The sequence below is a fragment of the Bacteroidota bacterium genome, assembly GCA_016714535.1.
Classification (GTDB): domain Bacteria; phylum Bacteroidota; class Bacteroidia; order AKYH767-A; family OLB10; genus JADKFV01.
The window spans coordinates 612,033-628,416 of sequence record JADKDR010000002.1; the positions used below are offsets into that span (position 1 = coordinate 612,033).

Genomic DNA, 16,384 nt, shown 5'->3' on the forward strand with positions numbered 1-16,384 from the left:
AATGCAAGTGAAATTTATTTCATTTCCTTCTGAATTATTATTTTACTGCGGTAAATCTTCGTTCGATTAGTTAGTTTTAAAAAGTAAATCCCGTTTTCTAAGTCAGGTTGACTAATTTGAATTACGTTTCCATGTATGTAGACCATTGGTTGCAAAATTTGTCCAAGGCTGTTTGTTAACGTACACTGTATTGGTTCTGATGAATTGAATGGATTGAGGATATTAAAATATCCCGTTGATGGATTTGGAAATACATTTACCAGCTGATTTTCCTTGTCTTCGACAATTGCAGTTGCGCAGTTTCCAATATGTTGCAATACAATAGGCGATAAGAAGTTGGCAACACTATCATATACTTGCATGGGATTACGTGTGTAATGAAAGCTTCCATATTGCGAAACATTCAGGCAATTAAATGCCCAGGGAAATTGCGATAGCACATAATTGCACAAAGCATCATCTCCAAAATAGTGATAGGTAACCGTGCCTTGCGGGAGCGTAGAAAAATAATCAGCGATTGATTTGCTTCCTGCAACGTATGGGCAATTGGCACTCCACCAGGAATTCGTTGCACAATGAAATGAAATGTCGCTAAGTAGCACCCGTGTTTCATTTGGTGCAATCATATCACAGGTTTGATGATATAAATAGTAAGCCGGAGTGTCAGGGCCGGTCATCCAATTGCCGGTTAAGGTTTGTGGAAGCACACCGCCAAAAAAATTGACAACACCATTTACGTTGTCATCATATCCGTTCAAATTTATTTTGCCTTCTACATTTCCTAAATCAGGCCTAAGCAGTTGCACGTTTGTGAGTGGCAAAGTAGTGGTATAGCATGGAGCAAAAACATTTGGTTCTGGTTGTGTTGCATCAGGCAATGCATAACAGTCAGCAGGTTTTTCGTTCGGTAAATCAAGAAACGAAGTTAAGAGTGCTGTAAATCCTCCTGCGCTTTCGCCTGCTAAATAGTAATTGCATACATCCGCACTATCTAGGGCATGCCGTGCTTTCATAAATCGTATGGCTGCTTTGGCATCCTGCACTGCACGATACATGGCACGTATAATCTCGCTACTATCAGGAGTGTAAACACACACGGGGATAACAAGCGAAGGGCTTATCCATGACGGATGATGATGGCCTAGTCTGTAGTTAATGCTTGCACACACATAGCCGCGTTGCGCCATGTTGTGGCAGTATTGCCATAACTCTGATTTGTCGCCTGCTACCCATGCACCTCCATGTATTGCAATCATTACAGGTCGCAGCAAATTATTATCTCCAACCGGTTTAAATAGGTCGAGTTTCAACGTATCAATATTTCCAAAAAAATTACTATCCGTGCCAAATACCAAATTTTTTACGGTGTCTACCTGATACTGTGGCAGCACATACGCCTGACCACTTGCAACAGCTATGGTTGCAGATAGCAAAATTGCCAGTAGGTTTTTGTTGTTAAATTTCATGTAATCCATAATTAAGATGCAACAAAGTTAAATTATTTTCGACTCGTAGTTGCTTTGGCAACAACATCTAACAGAATGTTTTTTTCATTTTGCCAACTGAAATGTGTGGCTGTGCGTAAAGCATTTTCTCGCTTTATATTCAAATCCTCAGGATTTGAAAAAATGTTAGAAAGGCTATCAGCAATAGATTTAACCGAAAATTCGTGAAGCACATAACCGCACTCATGTTGCTTTACGATAGCTGCAGGTTCGGGCAAGTTAGTTATGAGTACCGGTACGCCACAATACATGTAATCGAATAGCTTGTTGGGCAAACTTAATTTGTAATTGATGTTGGTGGGTTTGTCAAATGAAATGCCTAGGTGAGCGCAGCAGGTGTATTGCAATAGCTGTTTGTATGGCATGCGTGGTTTAAAAAACACTTTGTTTTCAAGATGTAGCTCGCGAACTTTCGATTTTAAAATTTCTATTACATCGCCATTACCGGCAATGAGCAGGTAGGCATTGCTAACGTGCTGCATGGCTTCAACAAGTTCTTCACTGCCACGATGTATATTAATACCATTGCCTTGTAAAATAATCATCGGCTTATCGGCCGGCAAGTTGTTTTCGGTTTTGAATTTAATCTTATCCACTACAGGAAGCTCAAAATCGATGGAAGGTACATTACGCACCACTGCAAAGCTGCTGTCATATTCCTTTTTATAAAGGGAAGCTATGCTGTTGTTAACGGTTATCATATACGTTAGTTGGGGAATAATCCATCGTTCTATACTTTTCCAGATAAATTTTACAACCCTCCTGCCTTCCAGTTCGGGCACCCCGGTAAAGTACTCGTGGCTATCGTAGATGAGCGGAATGCGCTTCATTCGCGAACATAGGTAATTAGGCATAAGGGTGTCCAGATCATTTGCAAACAAAATATCTGCTTTTGTAAAAAGCAGAAAGAGAAACAAGCGAAGGTTGTACGAAAAATAGAACATGGGCCCTTTGGTAAACCATAGTTTGAATCTGCGGGTTAAGTAAGGTCTATTATCAAGCGCTGTGTTTGAGAGTTGTCTGCCTATTACCAAGACTGCGTATCCGGCTTGGTGCAAGGCACCTGCTGTGCGATGTACGCGTTGGTCGGTGATTAAATCACTTGTTACCGATATCAGGATGCGTGGCATTAGAACGTATAGGGTGTTGGTTAATTAAAATTATCTTCGTTGTTTAATATGCTGAGGTAATTATAGTAGCGCATGGGATGTATGGTGCCCACTTCTACCGCTTGTTTTACAGCACACTGTGCTTCATTGAGGTGCAGGCAATTATGAAATTTGCATTGATGCATCATAGCCTGCATTTCAACAAAGTAATGCGATATTTCTGCTTTCTCAAAATCTACGGTTCCCAGTTCGCGAATTCCGGGTGTATCAATTATATATCCTCCAAATGGCAAGTGCAACATCTCGGCAAAGGTGGTTGTGTGCATGCCCTTGCCATGTTGTTTCGAAATTTTGCCGGTACGGAGATTAACTCCGGGTGCAAGTAAATTGATGAGTGAGGTTTTGCCAACTCCGCTGTGCCCTGCAACCAGGCTGGTTTTGTCTTTTAGCAGCAGTTTTAATTCTTCAATACCCGTAATATTTTTTGCTGATGTACGCAGGCATGTATATCCAAGAGGTTCGTATATAGCAACATAGTCATCAATTAAGGCTGCCGATTCTCCATCAAAAACATCTGATTTATTAAAAACCAAAATGGTTTTTATATGATATGCTTCGGCAGTGGCTATATAGCGGTCTACAAAACCGGTCGATGTTTTTGGAAATAGTGGGGTAACAATCAATACGGCATTGTCTATGTTGCTTGCAAGTATCTGGGTTTGCTTACTCAGTTTATTTGACTTACGAATAATGTAATTGTGCCGAGGTAGCACCTCGGTAATCAAGGCAACTTGGGCGGTGGCATCCCATTCAATATGCACATAATCACCTACTGCTATTGGATTGGTGCTTTCACTTTCTTTCAATCGTAACTTGCCTTTCAATATGCCGGGCAATATTCTTCCTTCGCTTGTTTCGAGCGTGCATTGATTGCCTATTGATTTTATGACCCGTGCAGGTTTCAAGTACTTCTTGTTTTTTTAGCGTTGCAAATTTCTTATTTACTAATTAATAAAATAGCTTTGATGCCAATATTTTCAATTTGTTCTGAATGGATGTAATAAAAAGACGTATTGCCATATTTGCTTCTGGTAGCGGAAGTAATGCCGAAAATATAATCAACTATGCAAACGTACATCAGTGGCCTGTTACTTTTTTTATTTATACCGAAAATAAAAATGCCGGAGTGATAGAACGTGCATTGCGCCTCAATGTTGTTTGCAAATTGTTTTCAATGGATGATTTTAAAAGGGATGCATTGCTTAGTGAATTGCGCGAGTTAAAAATTGATCTGATTGTGTTGGCAGGTTTTTTAAAATTAATGCCCGATCATTTTATAACTACTTTTAAGCAAAGGATAGTGAATATACACCCGGCATTGTTGCCTAAGTATGGTGGTAAGGGAATGTATGGCATGCATGTGCATAAAGCGGTAAAGGCCCATAATGAAACCGAAACCGGTATTACCATTCATTTTGTAAATGCTCAGTATGATGAGGGTGAAATTATTATGCAAGAAAAAATCGGAATTGACGCTGACGATAGCCCGGAGCAAATTGCAGCCAAGGTTCATCAATTGGAGTATAAATATTATCCCAAGGCAATTTCAAAAATTTTAAAATTCGATTAAGCACCAAAGCAATGCCACAAGGTGAACTCATATATTTAGACAACAATGCCACTACACGAGTTGATGAAGAAGTACTCAATGCCATGCTTCCATTCTTTACCGAACATTATGGTAATGCATCGAGTGCCTTACATCAATATGGTTGGCGTGCAGCCGAAGCAGTAAAGATTGCGCGCGAACAAACAGCTTCGATACTTAGTGTAACGCCCGAAGAAATTTATTTTACAGCCTCGGCAACAGAAGCCATTAATATGGCTTTGGTTGGGTTACATGCACAATACAGCGCTAAGCGAAACAAAATTGTAACCGTGAAAACTGAGCACAAGGCAGTTTTAGAGACCTGCATTTTTCTGCAACAGATGGGTGCCGAAATAATTTTTTTGGATGTGAACCGCCAAGGATTGATTGATATAAAGGAACTGGAAAAAACAGTTGATGATAAAACAAGTGCTGTTTGCATCATGTGGGCAAATAATGAAACCGGTGTGTTGCAACCATTGGCAGCATTTGCCGATATAGCACACAGGCATGGCGCCATATTTATGAGTGATACCACACAAGCAATAGGCAAAGTAAGAGTTGATTTAAATGAAATGGGAGTTGATATTGCCTGCGTATCGGCACATAAATTTTATGGCCCCAAAGGAGTTGGAGCCATTTACCTGAGACGAAAAAATCCAAGAGTGATATTGCCCACCTTTATATATGGCGGTGGTCAGGAAAGCAAATTACGCGCGGGCACATTAAATGTGCCCGGAATTGTTGGTTTAGGAAAAGCCTGCGAAGTAGCGATGGGTCATCTTTGGAATTATGGAGCTGATATGTCGCGGCTACGAATAGCATTAGAGCAACAATTATGTGCCAATCATCACGCTTTTGTAAATGGTACCATGCGAGACCGGCTGCCCAATACATCAAACATTTGCCTTCAATCGTTGGCTATTCGAAATAAAATTTCGGCAATGTCGCATCTGGCAATAAGCACAGGGTCAGCTTGTGCTTCGGCTTTAGCAGAGCCCTCCCATGTGCTGCTGGCAATGGGGCTGAGTAATGACGAAGCATTTAATTCGATACGATTTAGCTTTGGCAGATATAATACAATGGAGGAAGTACGGATTGTAACCGATTTTTTTAATAATCTTGTTCCATCTGCATGATAATTGGAGCATATAAAAATATGCTCACGGCAAATAATTAAGCTATGAAGAAAATTTTCCTTTTTACGTTGTTAACAGTTGCTGTATACCAAGTGGTGGCTCAGGACCATTACATTCCATTGGCAAGTATGATACATCAGCGTTTTGAAGCTCCCGCCAATCGGGTTGGAAGTACCGTACATACGGCCATCAAGCCCTGGCGCAGTGGCGAGCTAAAAGCCATGTGCAATACCGACTCCATATTATTTCAAGAGGTTACTCTGCGGGGAATAACCAACACCAAAGTGGGCAACCGCATTTTTAACCAACCTTTGTTTAGTGTACAGGGAGAAGATTATGTGTTGAGGCTAAATCCTGTTGTAGATTTTTCTTTTACCCGCGAGCAGGAGTTTAATCGGAATTTGTTGATTTTTTCGCGTGGCCTGCAAGTGCAGGGCACGATAGGCAAGGGCTTTTCGTTCTATTCGCAGTTTAACGAGAATCAAAATGAATACCCTGCGTATATTGACGACTTTATTCGTTTACGAAGAGTTGTGCCGGGCTTAACACGCGCTAAAGATGGCGATGGAAAAAAAGATTTTGCCTGGTCAAGTGGCACCATTTCTTATTCACTCAAAAAGTATTTCAACTTTCAATTCGGCCACGATAAAAATTTTATTGGTGATGGATACCGGAGTATGTTGCTTAGCGACTATGCCCCTAATTATCCGTTCCTGAAAATCAATACCACTATATGGAAAATTAAGTACATGAATCTATATAGTGTTATGCAGGATATTAATATTAAACCTCCGGCCAACTACAACGAAGAGGATTTTAGTTTCCGAAAAAAAGTACTCCTCAACCCATTATTTAAGCATTCAAATTGGGAAACATGTAACCTTCGGAATTTTAGAAGGTGTGGTTTGGCAACACGATTCTATTCGTGCTAAAGGATTTGATATTAATTATATCAATCCGTTTATTTTCTTCCGACCTGTAGAGTTTTCAATGGGTTCGGCCGACAATGCCTTTATGGGATTTAATATTAGTGCAAAAATTAATAGCCATCATAGTATATATGCACAGTTACTTATTGATGATTTAAATGTAAAACTGTTAAAGTCTAAGCCGGGTTATTACGGAAATAAATTTGCTGGGCAATTTGGATACAAAGCCACAGAACCTTTTAAAGTTAAAAATTTATTTTTCCTCACAGAAATAAATGCGGCCACTCCTTATACCTATCAACACCGTTCGCGAATAACCAACTATGCACATTATAATATGGAATTGGCTCACCCCTTGGGAGCCAACTTTTTGGAGCACGTGGTTATTTTGCAATATCAATACAAACGTTTCCATGTGATGGGTAAGAACACGTATGCTGAAACCGGCCGCGACACAGGCAATGTAAATTTTGGAAGCGATGTATTTAAAAGCTACTATTCCCCTTATCTGCTTACCGGCAACAAGTTTTTGCAAGGCAATCGTACACGCATAATTCAGCCGCAATTGATACTGTCTTATATCGTAAATCCGTCCTATAGCCTGCGTGCATTTTTTTCTGTAGCAGCAAGAATGTATTCAGATATCAACCAAAGCAACCGAAGCATGTTTATATCTTTTGGCATAAAAACTGATATAGGTAATTTCTATTCCGATTTTTAGTACTTTTGAAATCGGATATGCCTGCTTGACTCAATTTAGGTTTTTCGCCCAAATGTGTAGCAAATTTTAAGCGATAAAATTCGCCACTAAATTTTTAACAATACATTTGCCGCAATTCACCTATAGAATCTTAACGGTTGCAGTACCGAGATTACAGGTGTGATAATCTAAAAACTGCACAACTGCCACTTATGATAAATATTGTTTTTGCTTCGATTACTGCTTTTATCATCACCTTTTTGGCGATACCTGCTGTAATTAAAATAGCTGACATAAAAGGATTGTATGATGTTCCCGGTGGGCGTAAGAAGCACAAAGCTTCTATACCGCGCCTTGGAGGCATTGCCATCTTTGCGGGAGCTGTTTTCTCATTTTCTTTTTGGTCAGCCTTGTTGAGTTACGAACCCATTCAATACCTTATTTCGGCATTAATAGTTATGTTTTTTATTGGCATTAAGGATGACATAATTGAAATGCCGGCAAGTAAAAAATTTATTGGGCAATCAATTGCAGCGCTTATCGTGGTTCTGTTTGCCGATGTGCGCATTACAAGCCTTTGCGGGGTATTTGGTATTTATGATATACCATATTATATAAGTGCACCTTTTAGTTTTTTTGTAATAATTTTGATAGTAAACTCATTTAACCTGGTAGATGGGGTTGATGGGTTGGCAGGAGGCTTAGGGGCGATTGCCTCTTTTACTTTTGGGCTTTGGTTTTTTAACTACGATCAAATTCCGCTAAGCATTTTGGCTTTCTCTGTTTTTTCTGCTTTGTTGGCATTTTTGTCTTATAATTTTGCCCCTGCAAAAATTTTTATGGGCGATACAGGCTCGCTTGTGGTTGGGCTTATACTGTCAGTACTGGCAATTAACTTTGTCGAATTAAGTTTCAATGCCTTGCCATATTCATTTCCTTTCCGTTCAAGTCCTGCTATGGCTATTGCAATTTTGATGATTCCGCTGTTTGACACGGTTCGTATTTTTATTGTTCGCTTATTTCATAAGCGTTCACCATTTGGTGCCGACCGCAATCATATGCATCACATCTTATCCGATATGGGCTGCTCGCATCGCGACATTTCAATAATCTTATATTCGGTAAACATTGGTTTTATTATTCTTGCCCTGGGGCTCCGTAATATCAGTAGTTTAATGCTTTTAATTATACTTATGGGTACAGCTATTTTCTTAAGCTTTATGCCTTTTATTATTAAGTATTTTCACAAGTCGGGTAATTACAACATCAAGGTATTTAAGCATTAATTTCTTTTTCTACCTCCCACCTTCTTCTTAGCATAAATATTTCATTTAGAAACACGTCCAATTAATTTCTACTTTTACGCCATTCCACTATGGCTAAAGCAAAATATTATTTTAATCCGAATACACTAAAGTACGAGAAGGTAATTATCGGTTTGCGAAAAAAAATGTTTCGCGTTATCGGTTTTATTGCTTCGGCTATGGTGTTTGCTACCTTTATCGTTTATCTTGCTTACAATTTTTTTGACTCTCCCAAGGAGAAACAACTGAAGCGCGAAATAGAAAAACTTACCGATCAGTATGATCAATTAAGCAACCGCATTAAAATTTCGGAACGGGTGTTGCTAGACCTTGAATCGCGTGACGATAATATTTACCGTGTAATTTTTGAATCGGAGCCTGTGCCCAGAAGTATGCGCATGGCGGGTTTTGGTGGAGTAAATCGCTATAAGGAGTTGCAAGGTTTTGATAATGCCGACCTCATGAGCAACGTTAGTAAGCAAATGGATATACTCGAGAAGAAAATTTACGTTCAGTCAAAATCATTTGACGAAGTTTTTGAACGTGCAAAAAATAAAACAAGCATGCTGGCGCATATTCCCGGTATACAACCTGTAAAAAATGATGGACGTAGTTTGCTTGTCAGTGGATTCGGGTACCGAATACACCCCATTTATAAAACATCGATGATGCACACGGGCATCGACTTTTCTGCGCCCATGGGTACAGCTATCTATGCAACGGGCGATGGTGTGGTTGAGCAAGTTTTGTTTGATGGCCGGGGTTATGGCAATCATGTTATAATCAATCATGGTTTTGGCTACACCACGTTGTATGGACATATGAGTAAAATATTGGTACGCAGAGGTCAGAAAATAAAGCGTGGCGATAAAATAGGATTAGTAGGCAGTACAGGCGCTTCTACAGCTCCCCATTGTCATTACGAAGTTATTAAAGATGGCAAAAAAATTGATCCGGTTAATTTCTTTTACAACGACCTTACCCCCGAGCAGTATCAACTTGTTATAGAACTGGCAAGGCTCGAAAATCAATCGTTTGATTAATCAACTATGCTATGCCTTTAAAAGATAAGGAAATAGAGAAAATGTTCTATTCAATTGGTGAAGTTGCCGAGATGTTTCAGGTGAATACATCGCTTATACGTTATTACGAAAATGAATTTGAACAATTGCATCCTGCTAAATCAACCAAAGGCAACCGACAGTTTACAAAGAATGATATCGAAACATTGAAACTGATTTTTCAATTGATAAATGAAAATGGCTATACCATACCAGGTGCACGCAATTACCTTAAAGCCAATTATCAAACTGCACGTGCCAAGCAACAACAGCTAAATATATTGACCGAACTCAAACAGTTTTTGATTGATTTAAAAGGGCAGTTGTGATTGGCTTTATTCCAATATCAGCTGTTCTTTAAACTTTTAGTGGGACTGTCATAAAATAAAAAAAGTAGTAATATCATTTTTAGATAATTCTCTTAAACCAATGTGTTGTTCCCACTTAAGATTATTGTGCCAATCTTGTAAAGTTAAAAGCAATACAATTGAATAACTATCGCAAATGAAAAATTAATTTTATGCTCTGATACTACCCTTTTTTCTTATTATTGCATTCAAGACCACTTAAAGACCGCAACAATGACAACAATACAACAAATTTTTAAAAAAAGTTTGGTCTGTTTCTTTGCGTTTATTCTATTCAGCAATTTGCAAGCACAAATAAATTGTACGGTTACGGTGCTTGATACTACTCTTGCTGCATGCAATTCAACAAAGCTACGCTTTCAATTTTATAGTACATCACCTGATACCATAACCTTTAATGCATCACTTGAAAATGATTCTATTAGTTGTGCGGGTGCAGGTATTGCGCCTTTGTATTATAACCACGTTATTGATAGCAATGCTGCCTTTGTTGATACTGATACAGCGCAACAGAGCATTGTTTTTTTTATTGATAGTGGCATTAGCTGGATTGAACTGGACCTATACATTGATTGTAGTTTGTTTAGTATCTCGTCTGAAATAAATGTATTTCAAACATTATTTGCTGCTAATGATTCCATTACAGTTACTAATGGCGATAGCAATACATTCCTAATGCAAGGGGTTGATTTAATTTCGCTGCAACTGGATGGAAACAATACAGAGTTTTGTACCGCATATAGAGAACCGGCTATCTTAACGCATACTTATATTAATTTTGGAAAAGCGCAAGCTAACATAGCATTTAATGCTTTTGTTACTGACACCACTTACTGCAATACAGCCAGCCTGATTGCTATGGACTATAGCGTTGGAAGTGGAACATTTACAAGCTAAACTATGGGGTCAAGTGCAAGTATTACTATAGGGCAGAATGACACGCTAATCATACGCGAACATATTTTGAGAGACACGTGTTTAAATAGTCCTTGCGATAACAATTTTATTTTCAGTTATCATTGCAATAATTGGTTGGTTGATAGCAGCATCTTTTGTAGCAATTGTATCAAGGTTGATACTTCTCAGTATCGAATTACATCTTGCGATGTACCAAAGTTGAATTTAGTTAACCTGCATAACTCTAATTTATATAATCAAGAATTTAGTTGCTTCAACCGGAACAAAGTACAATGGCAATACAGGCTTACACATGACAGCACAAGTGTTGGAAGTATTGCGAAGCTATTAATTAATTTACATAATGGATTTCAAGATATAACCGGACCACTTTTACCTACAAGACTTTCGCTCATGCCGCTAAGTGATATAGCGTTGGATTGTAGGGGCTGTACTATTGACTCCGTAAGAACGCGAATAAATACGAACTCATTTTGCCAGGATAGCGTAAATGACAATGCAGAATTTTACTATGCTTACCTATATGACTTTGATAAATTGGATACCGTATTTATAAATTTTACAACCTATCGCTGTGCTGCCGAAGTTGATACGGCACTAATAAATAGCGATAAGATATTGAATGACCGATTGCTTGGGTATGAAATATACAGCCCTTGCGACTTTGTAACAAGGCCACCGCTACTTGGACTTGATGTAAATGTTGAGGGGGTAGTACAATTTAGAGACCTTAGCTACCGATATAACTTTATTCCATTGATTAATAATTTGCAAGTTGATACCAATGGAGTTGGAGATAGTACTGCGATGGAGATGCTCATGTTTAAGAGCCCATATAATAATGGCGTATATCAGTATTTAGGAGTAGATGGCACTATCACTAACATAGATAGTATGAACCCACAAGGTTGGTTGCGCATGCAACTAAATTGTGTGCAAGGCATAAAGCCTGCCCATGATTCAACGTATATAGTAAGGGTTATATCAGACACCAGCAGTATGGTTATTTATCCAAGCTTTTATTACAGCAATGCCTACGACAGTTGTGCCAACAACCAGAGTAATTATTATTTTGCATTAACCCCCAACATCTTACATGCGCTTATAGATGGAAAAATAAAAACAATATTATATGCGTGTTGCGATATTAAACCAGGCTCGCAAAAAGCGAGCATGAGCTTACACATACTGCCTAATCCCGATAGTTGCTTTACCTTGTTGCCAACCGATACCATAACACCGCCTATATTAAGCGATACGCTGCAAGCCTATATCCCTTTGGTAGGTGTAGAACAAGCATACCATGTACACTGTCCGGGTTGCAAGGCACCGGGCATTATTGTTGACGACTACAAATTAAGGCGCACTAACCTTGGCTTACGAGATAGCGATAATAATGGTGTGGCAGATAGTGGAGCTTTTTCAATAACTAAAGGCGATAGCTATTATAATGCAAATAAGAACTTGTTGCAATTGCACAACAGTGCCTTTGGCGATAAACTTGTAGAAACACAAATTGCACGCTTTAATGATGGCGTACCAAGCAAAGGCGGATATAGCTATCAACAGATGTTGGATTTAAATGCACCGCTCGATTATCTAAATTTTGCAACCTCAATTCCTGAAGCACTTGAAACAATGATATTAAAGGTAGAGGGATTTGATTTTTATATTGATAGTATAGACACAACCGCAATTGGTGCTTGCACCGATTGTGGATTAATGGAAGCTGATTCAGTTTATTTTCGTACTATATTAAAACTAAGTGCTGATACCAATATACTACACAGCTTTTTGCAAACCGATACCACGCAAAATTTATTCTTTTATACATTTAGTACTGATGCTAATAAAGATAGTAATTTATTATCAGGCCACAATTACATTACAACAAATAATTTTGATGGATTTTATCCTAACCAACGCTACCGCTTGCACGTGCGTTACGAAGTTTGCGGCACATTTGCAGCACCTGACAATCCGGGTAGCTTGGAGGATGTTTCGATAAAAGCAGATATAACCGCAGGCAGTTGGCTTACCGGAACGCAAATGACAATGAATGCACCATCTATTCATGGGCAAATGCCTAATGACACCATTGAGTTGCACGATACCTTATTTACTATATTGTATGCCGATACTCCGGCATATACTATCATAGATACAAATTTCACAAATCAATTTTTATTTTATTGTGAATGGAATGGCAGCTTGCATTACTTTTTTGCACAGCAAAATTATTTTGACAGGATTCCTACTCAGAGCCAAACAAGTTGTGGCTATAACTTAAAAATAATTGACAACCCTACCTTAGCAGGAAATTATTTAGATCCATATCCATATGAGTTTCATCCACCAGCATTCCGGTTACGTGATATCAAATTTTTGAATTTCCCCGGATATGTACCCGATAGTGTAGCGGCTGTGCGTGAATTAATTGTTGGTAATAGCACACATACAACTGATACACTTATGCTTGGTGTAACGCCTGTTGGCAATATGTGGTTAATTGACAACAATGTACCAACCAATCATTGCCTTACCGAAGATTCCATACCTTATACCGATAGTACCATTTGGTTTGTAAATGAATTGAGCTACAGAACGTATTACTACATACATTATCAACCAGACTCTTGCCAGAGGTGGCTTAACATAGACGATGGCTTACTATGCCAGGCCCAAGCGTTGGTTGACAGCCTGCCTTGCATGGCATTAGCCAATTGCGAAAATACTTTTGCCTTAACCCGGACACACAATTTTAATGACAGTACACAATCAAATTTATCGTGTGCAATTGATAACGCTGCAAATGATGTAGTAACAGGCACCAAATGTTGGCCTATCACATTTAATAACCAATACAAAATAGATATCCTCTATAGTGATACAACAGGTAATCAACAAATCTCAAGCGGAGCAGCCCCTTTTGTATATCTATACCCGATGGATACTACACACTTTACCGGGTTTTATTGGGTAAGTGGTACCGATACTGTATGGCCTGTACAAGGGGTATTGCAGATTAACCGGGCTTTAGGATTTGCAATTAATACTACAGCAAGCGGCACACTTTGTGCCAATTATACTACCTGCTATGATACAGCGGGATTGCACAGCACTCCCATTGCCTGGGGTTATGACTGCTATGGATGGCCTACCGCTAACACGGTAGCAACTAGTTGCGGCTACCATATTGATACGCTCTTCAGTTATGTGTATGATGGTGACTTGAATGCTGAATATACTGATTCCTTGTACTATGGCAAGTGTACTCCATTTACGCAATCAGTAGCTTTTAGCACTGCCTCCAATGCCTGCCTGCATGTGGATAGCGTAACACTAAATAACATACCACAAGGCTTTAACATAACCAATGTGGTAGCATATACAGCAACCGATACAGTTCTACTACAAGGCAATGCAACATCATTTATGATAGGCGATTCCATTATGCACTTACTTGGTTACGCAGATAGTTTGCTATGCGATACCACATTAAACATATCACTAACGTACGAACTTGCTTGTGCCCCCGCACCCACCAACAACCGCATACGCGTTACCTTACATACACATACGCCCTGTGGCGACTATGTTTTTGAAGAAAGCGGAGGTGGCTATTTTTTTTATAACGGTACTAATAATTGCACCGATTGCTTTACTATTACTAAAATGGCAAGCACCGCAAATATTAATGCGTATGATACTATAACATATACCATTACTGTTACATCCAATAATGGTAGTACGCAGTTGGTGGTTGTTAGCGACTCCTTACCGCCCAACTTTACCGTCTTGCTTCCAAACCACTTGCCTGATACCTTGATTATGGCAGCACAGGATAGTGTAACATACACTGTGCAAGGATATTTTACACAAACAGGTAATTGCCCCTATACATATAATTTTGCAAGTATTACCAATGGTAATGTAATCCTAAATGATAGTGTATGTGTTGAAGTTAATCCCATGTATATGACTGACACCACATTTACTATCGAAAATCAAAGCGTTAGCAGCAGCCTCCCGTCAAATTACTTTATTAATTCATCTCTTTATATTAATGGTACTTTAATAATAGACAACAGCGCTACCTTTGATAACTGCAACATTTATGTGAGTGCCGGTGGGCAAATAATAATTGATGTGGGCAATAGCTTGAATATATCCAACACTACTATACAAGCTTGCGACAGTATGTAGTCTAGGATTTTACTTATTAGACAATACCAGCATAACTACAGAAAACGGCACTGTGATGCGCGATGCTAATGGTGCCATCGTTATATCTGAATTTTGCATGGTGCAATGTGAGAATACTTTCTTTTATGATAATGTGAGAAGCATATATGTACCTGCTTCTTTTGACAGTATTGCCAAACATAATAATTACCTACGTGTGATAGGTTGTAAGTTTGGGATGGTTAGCCCTTCATTTAAACCGGACTACATAGGCCAACCATTACATGGTGCTGTACCGCTTGCTGGCATAGATATACAAGACATGGTAAGCACTATAGGCGACAATAACTATGCACACAATAGTTTTTTAATATGAACATAGGTATTGCAGCTTACAGAAGTGACCTTGTATGCAAGAATAGTACTTTTACTAAAAATTAAACCAGATGCATTTTTATGCTAACAATTACGATGGTAAAGTGCCATGGTAGTATTGGGCAATTACAAAGTAACTGCCAGCCTCAATACCCAACCAATAAACAATGGAGGCTTTACCATTACTAATTACAAACGAGGTATTTATACCCGCTTGGCTAATAGCACAATTACCAGCTTGCGAATAGATAGTGTAATCACCGGGGCATATATATTGCAATGCGACAAACTAAAGCATTGCCACATTACAGATTGTGAAATTAATGCTACATACCGAGCCTTTAATTTTGTTGCTAACAACAGTGCCTCATTAGTAAAAGCAAACAATAACCGTATAACCATTAACGCCAATGCCGCTAATAGTGCCGGTATTGCGTTAGAAATTTTATACAAGTAACAAGCAATCACCAAATTATAGAAAATACTATTACCATAACTAATGGGCTGTACGGCATATATTGCAACTACACACAAGCAGCCAACATAACAGGCAATACCGTTAGGTTGAAAAAAACGCAAAGCAACGCAACCATGTATGGCATAATGAATACCGCCAGCCGCAGTGCCAATGTTAGCTGCAACAATGTTAGCAGCCATACCGTAACCGATACATTAATTACCGGCATATGCACAAGCATTAGCTACAATACAAATGTGTATTGCAACAATGTGGATAGTACGGGCTTTGGTTTTTTCTTTGGTGGCATTTGTCTGGGTACCAAATTTAAAGGCAATGCAATGTGGCATCACTTTAATGCACTGCGATTAAATAGTGTAGCCGTAATAGATACACAAGCACATGCAGGTAATACTTGGAATGAAAAAAATATAGTAATGAATGGTAATTGGGATGCGGTGAATTTTAATGCGACAATTCATTATCGATTTGCAGAAATCACTGTTTTCAGTAAATCAAAATTCGCCCGGAATATATTTACCGCAAACTCCTATTGTGAATCCAAATAATGTGGGTTGGTTTGATATTACTCCGACAGGGACAGAATTTACTTGTGCGCAAACATCCGTATGCCAAATATTGGATGAAGATATTCCTACTTCAGATGAATTGCGTTTAGCAATTAT

15 protein-coding genes are annotated in these 16,384 nt (G+C 38.8%); 12 read left to right on the plus strand and 3 right to left on the minus strand.

What is annotated here, in order from left to right:
- Positions 1–14 precede the first annotated feature (14 nt).
- Genes IPO27_05625 through rsgA form a run of 3 tightly spaced genes read right to left on the minus strand, consistent with a single transcriptional unit; the run spans position 15 to position 3,579 of the window.
- Positions 15–1,466: a T9SS type A sorting domain-containing protein gene (locus tag IPO27_05625; GenBank protein MBK8846071.1), complete on the minus strand. Its 1,452-nt coding sequence runs from the start codon at positions 1,464–1,466 to the stop codon at positions 15–17.
- Positions 1,467–1,498: 32 nt separating this feature from the next.
- The gene (locus tag IPO27_05630; GenBank protein ID MBK8846072.1) at positions 1,499–2,635 is read right to left on the minus strand and encodes a glycosyltransferase; all 1,137 of its coding nucleotides are present in this window, start codon (positions 2,633–2,635) and stop codon (positions 1,499–1,501) included.
- A gap of 20 nt (positions 2,636–2,655) precedes the next feature.
- Positions 2,656–3,579 carry a ribosome small subunit-dependent GTPase A gene (rsgA, locus tag IPO27_05635; protein ID MBK8846073.1) on the minus strand — a complete coding sequence of 308 codons (924 nt, stop codon included), beginning with the start codon at positions 3,577–3,579 and terminating at the stop codon, positions 2,656–2,658.
- A gap of 86 nt (positions 3,580–3,665) precedes the next feature.
- Between rsgA and purN the strand changes: the two genes are divergently transcribed.
- The 12 genes from purN (at position 3,666) to IPO27_05695 (ending at position 16,267) form a co-directional block, all read left to right on the plus strand.
- On the plus strand, positions 3,666–4,244 hold the full coding sequence (gene purN, locus IPO27_05640) for a phosphoribosylglycinamide formyltransferase (protein ID MBK8846074.1): 579 nt from the start codon (positions 3,666–3,668) through the stop codon (positions 4,242–4,244).
- A gap of 11 nt (positions 4,245–4,255) precedes the next feature.
- On the plus strand, positions 4,256–5,401 hold the full coding sequence (locus IPO27_05645; GenBank protein MBK8846075.1) for a cysteine desulfurase: 1,146 nt from the start codon (positions 4,256–4,258) through the stop codon (positions 5,399–5,401).
- A gap of 44 nt (positions 5,402–5,445) precedes the next feature.
- On the plus strand, positions 5,446–6,333 hold the full coding sequence (locus IPO27_05650; protein MBK8846076.1) for a hypothetical protein: 888 nt from the start codon (positions 5,446–5,448) through the stop codon (positions 6,331–6,333).
- Positions 6,302–7,051, plus strand: coding sequence for a hypothetical protein (locus tag IPO27_05655; protein ID MBK8846077.1), 750 nt, complete (start codon positions 6,302–6,304; stop codon positions 7,049–7,051). Before IPO27_05650 ends, IPO27_05655 begins: the two co-directional genes overlap by 32 nt.
- Before the next feature lie 191 nt (positions 7,052–7,242).
- On the plus strand, positions 7,243–8,316 hold the full coding sequence (locus IPO27_05660; GenBank protein MBK8846078.1) for an undecaprenyl/decaprenyl-phosphate alpha-N-acetylglucosaminyl 1-phosphate transferase: 1,074 nt from the start codon (positions 7,243–7,245) through the stop codon (positions 8,314–8,316).
- Between the two features lie 89 nt (positions 8,317–8,405).
- Entirely contained in the window at positions 8,406–9,377 is a 972-nt protein-coding gene (locus IPO27_05665) for a M23 family metallopeptidase (protein ID MBK8846079.1), read from the plus strand.
- Positions 9,378–9,388: 11 nt separating this feature from the next.
- Complete coding sequence (locus tag IPO27_05670) at positions 9,389–9,724, plus strand: MerR family transcriptional regulator (GenBank protein MBK8846080.1); 336 nt, start codon at positions 9,389–9,391, stop codon at positions 9,722–9,724.
- Positions 9,725–10,045: 321 nt separating this feature from the next.
- Entirely contained in the window at positions 10,046–10,660 is a 615-nt protein-coding gene (locus IPO27_05675; protein ID MBK8846081.1) for a hypothetical protein, read from the plus strand.
- 3 nt (positions 10,661–10,663) lie between these two features.
- Positions 10,664–14,887: a DUF11 domain-containing protein gene (locus IPO27_05680; protein MBK8846082.1), complete on the plus strand. Its 4,224-nt coding sequence runs from the start codon at positions 10,664–10,666 to the stop codon at positions 14,885–14,887.
- A gap of 55 nt (positions 14,888–14,942) precedes the next feature.
- Positions 14,943–15,242, plus strand: coding sequence for a hypothetical protein (locus IPO27_05685; protein ID MBK8846083.1), 300 nt, complete (start codon positions 14,943–14,945; stop codon positions 15,240–15,242).
- 108 nt (positions 15,243–15,350) lie between these two features.
- Positions 15,351–15,698 (plus strand): hypothetical protein, encoded by a 348-nt coding sequence (locus tag IPO27_05690; GenBank protein ID MBK8846084.1) that lies wholly within the window; start codon positions 15,351–15,353, stop codon positions 15,696–15,698.
- A gap of 107 nt (positions 15,699–15,805) precedes the next feature.
- Positions 15,806–16,267, plus strand: coding sequence for a hypothetical protein (locus IPO27_05695; protein MBK8846085.1), 462 nt, complete (start codon positions 15,806–15,808; stop codon positions 16,265–16,267).
- Positions 16,268–16,384: the final 117 nt, after the last annotated feature.

Bases quoted from the DNA above. Each gene is read 5' to 3' on its own strand.
- IPO27_05625 (MBK8846071.1), bottom strand. From the start codon at position 1,466: ATGAAATTTAACAACAAAAACCTACTGGCAATTTTGCTATCTGCAACC.
- IPO27_05630 (MBK8846072.1), bottom strand. From the start codon at position 2,635: ATGCCACGCATCCTGATATCGGTAACAAGTGATTTAATCACCGACCAA.
- purN (MBK8846074.1), top strand. From the start codon at position 3,666: ATGGATGTAATAAAAAGACGTATTGCCATATTTGCTTCTGGTAGCGGA.
- IPO27_05645 (MBK8846075.1), top strand. From the start codon at position 4,256: ATGCCACAAGGTGAACTCATATATTTAGACAACAATGCCACTACACGA.
- IPO27_05650 (MBK8846076.1), top strand. From the start codon at position 5,446: ATGAAGAAAATTTTCCTTTTTACGTTGTTAACAGTTGCTGTATACCAA.
- IPO27_05660 (MBK8846078.1), top strand. From the start codon at position 7,243: ATGATAAATATTGTTTTTGCTTCGATTACTGCTTTTATCATCACCTTT.
- IPO27_05665 (MBK8846079.1), top strand. From the start codon at position 8,406: ATGGCTAAAGCAAAATATTATTTTAATCCGAATACACTAAAGTACGAG.
- IPO27_05670 (MBK8846080.1), top strand. From the start codon at position 9,389: ATGCCTTTAAAAGATAAGGAAATAGAGAAAATGTTCTATTCAATTGGT.
- IPO27_05680 (MBK8846082.1), top strand. From the start codon at position 10,664: ATGGGGTCAAGTGCAAGTATTACTATAGGGCAGAATGACACGCTAATC.
- IPO27_05685 (MBK8846083.1), top strand. From the start codon at position 14,943: ATGCGCGATGCTAATGGTGCCATCGTTATATCTGAATTTTGCATGGTG.
- IPO27_05690 (MBK8846084.1), top strand. From the start codon at position 15,351: ATGGTAGTATTGGGCAATTACAAAGTAACTGCCAGCCTCAATACCCAA.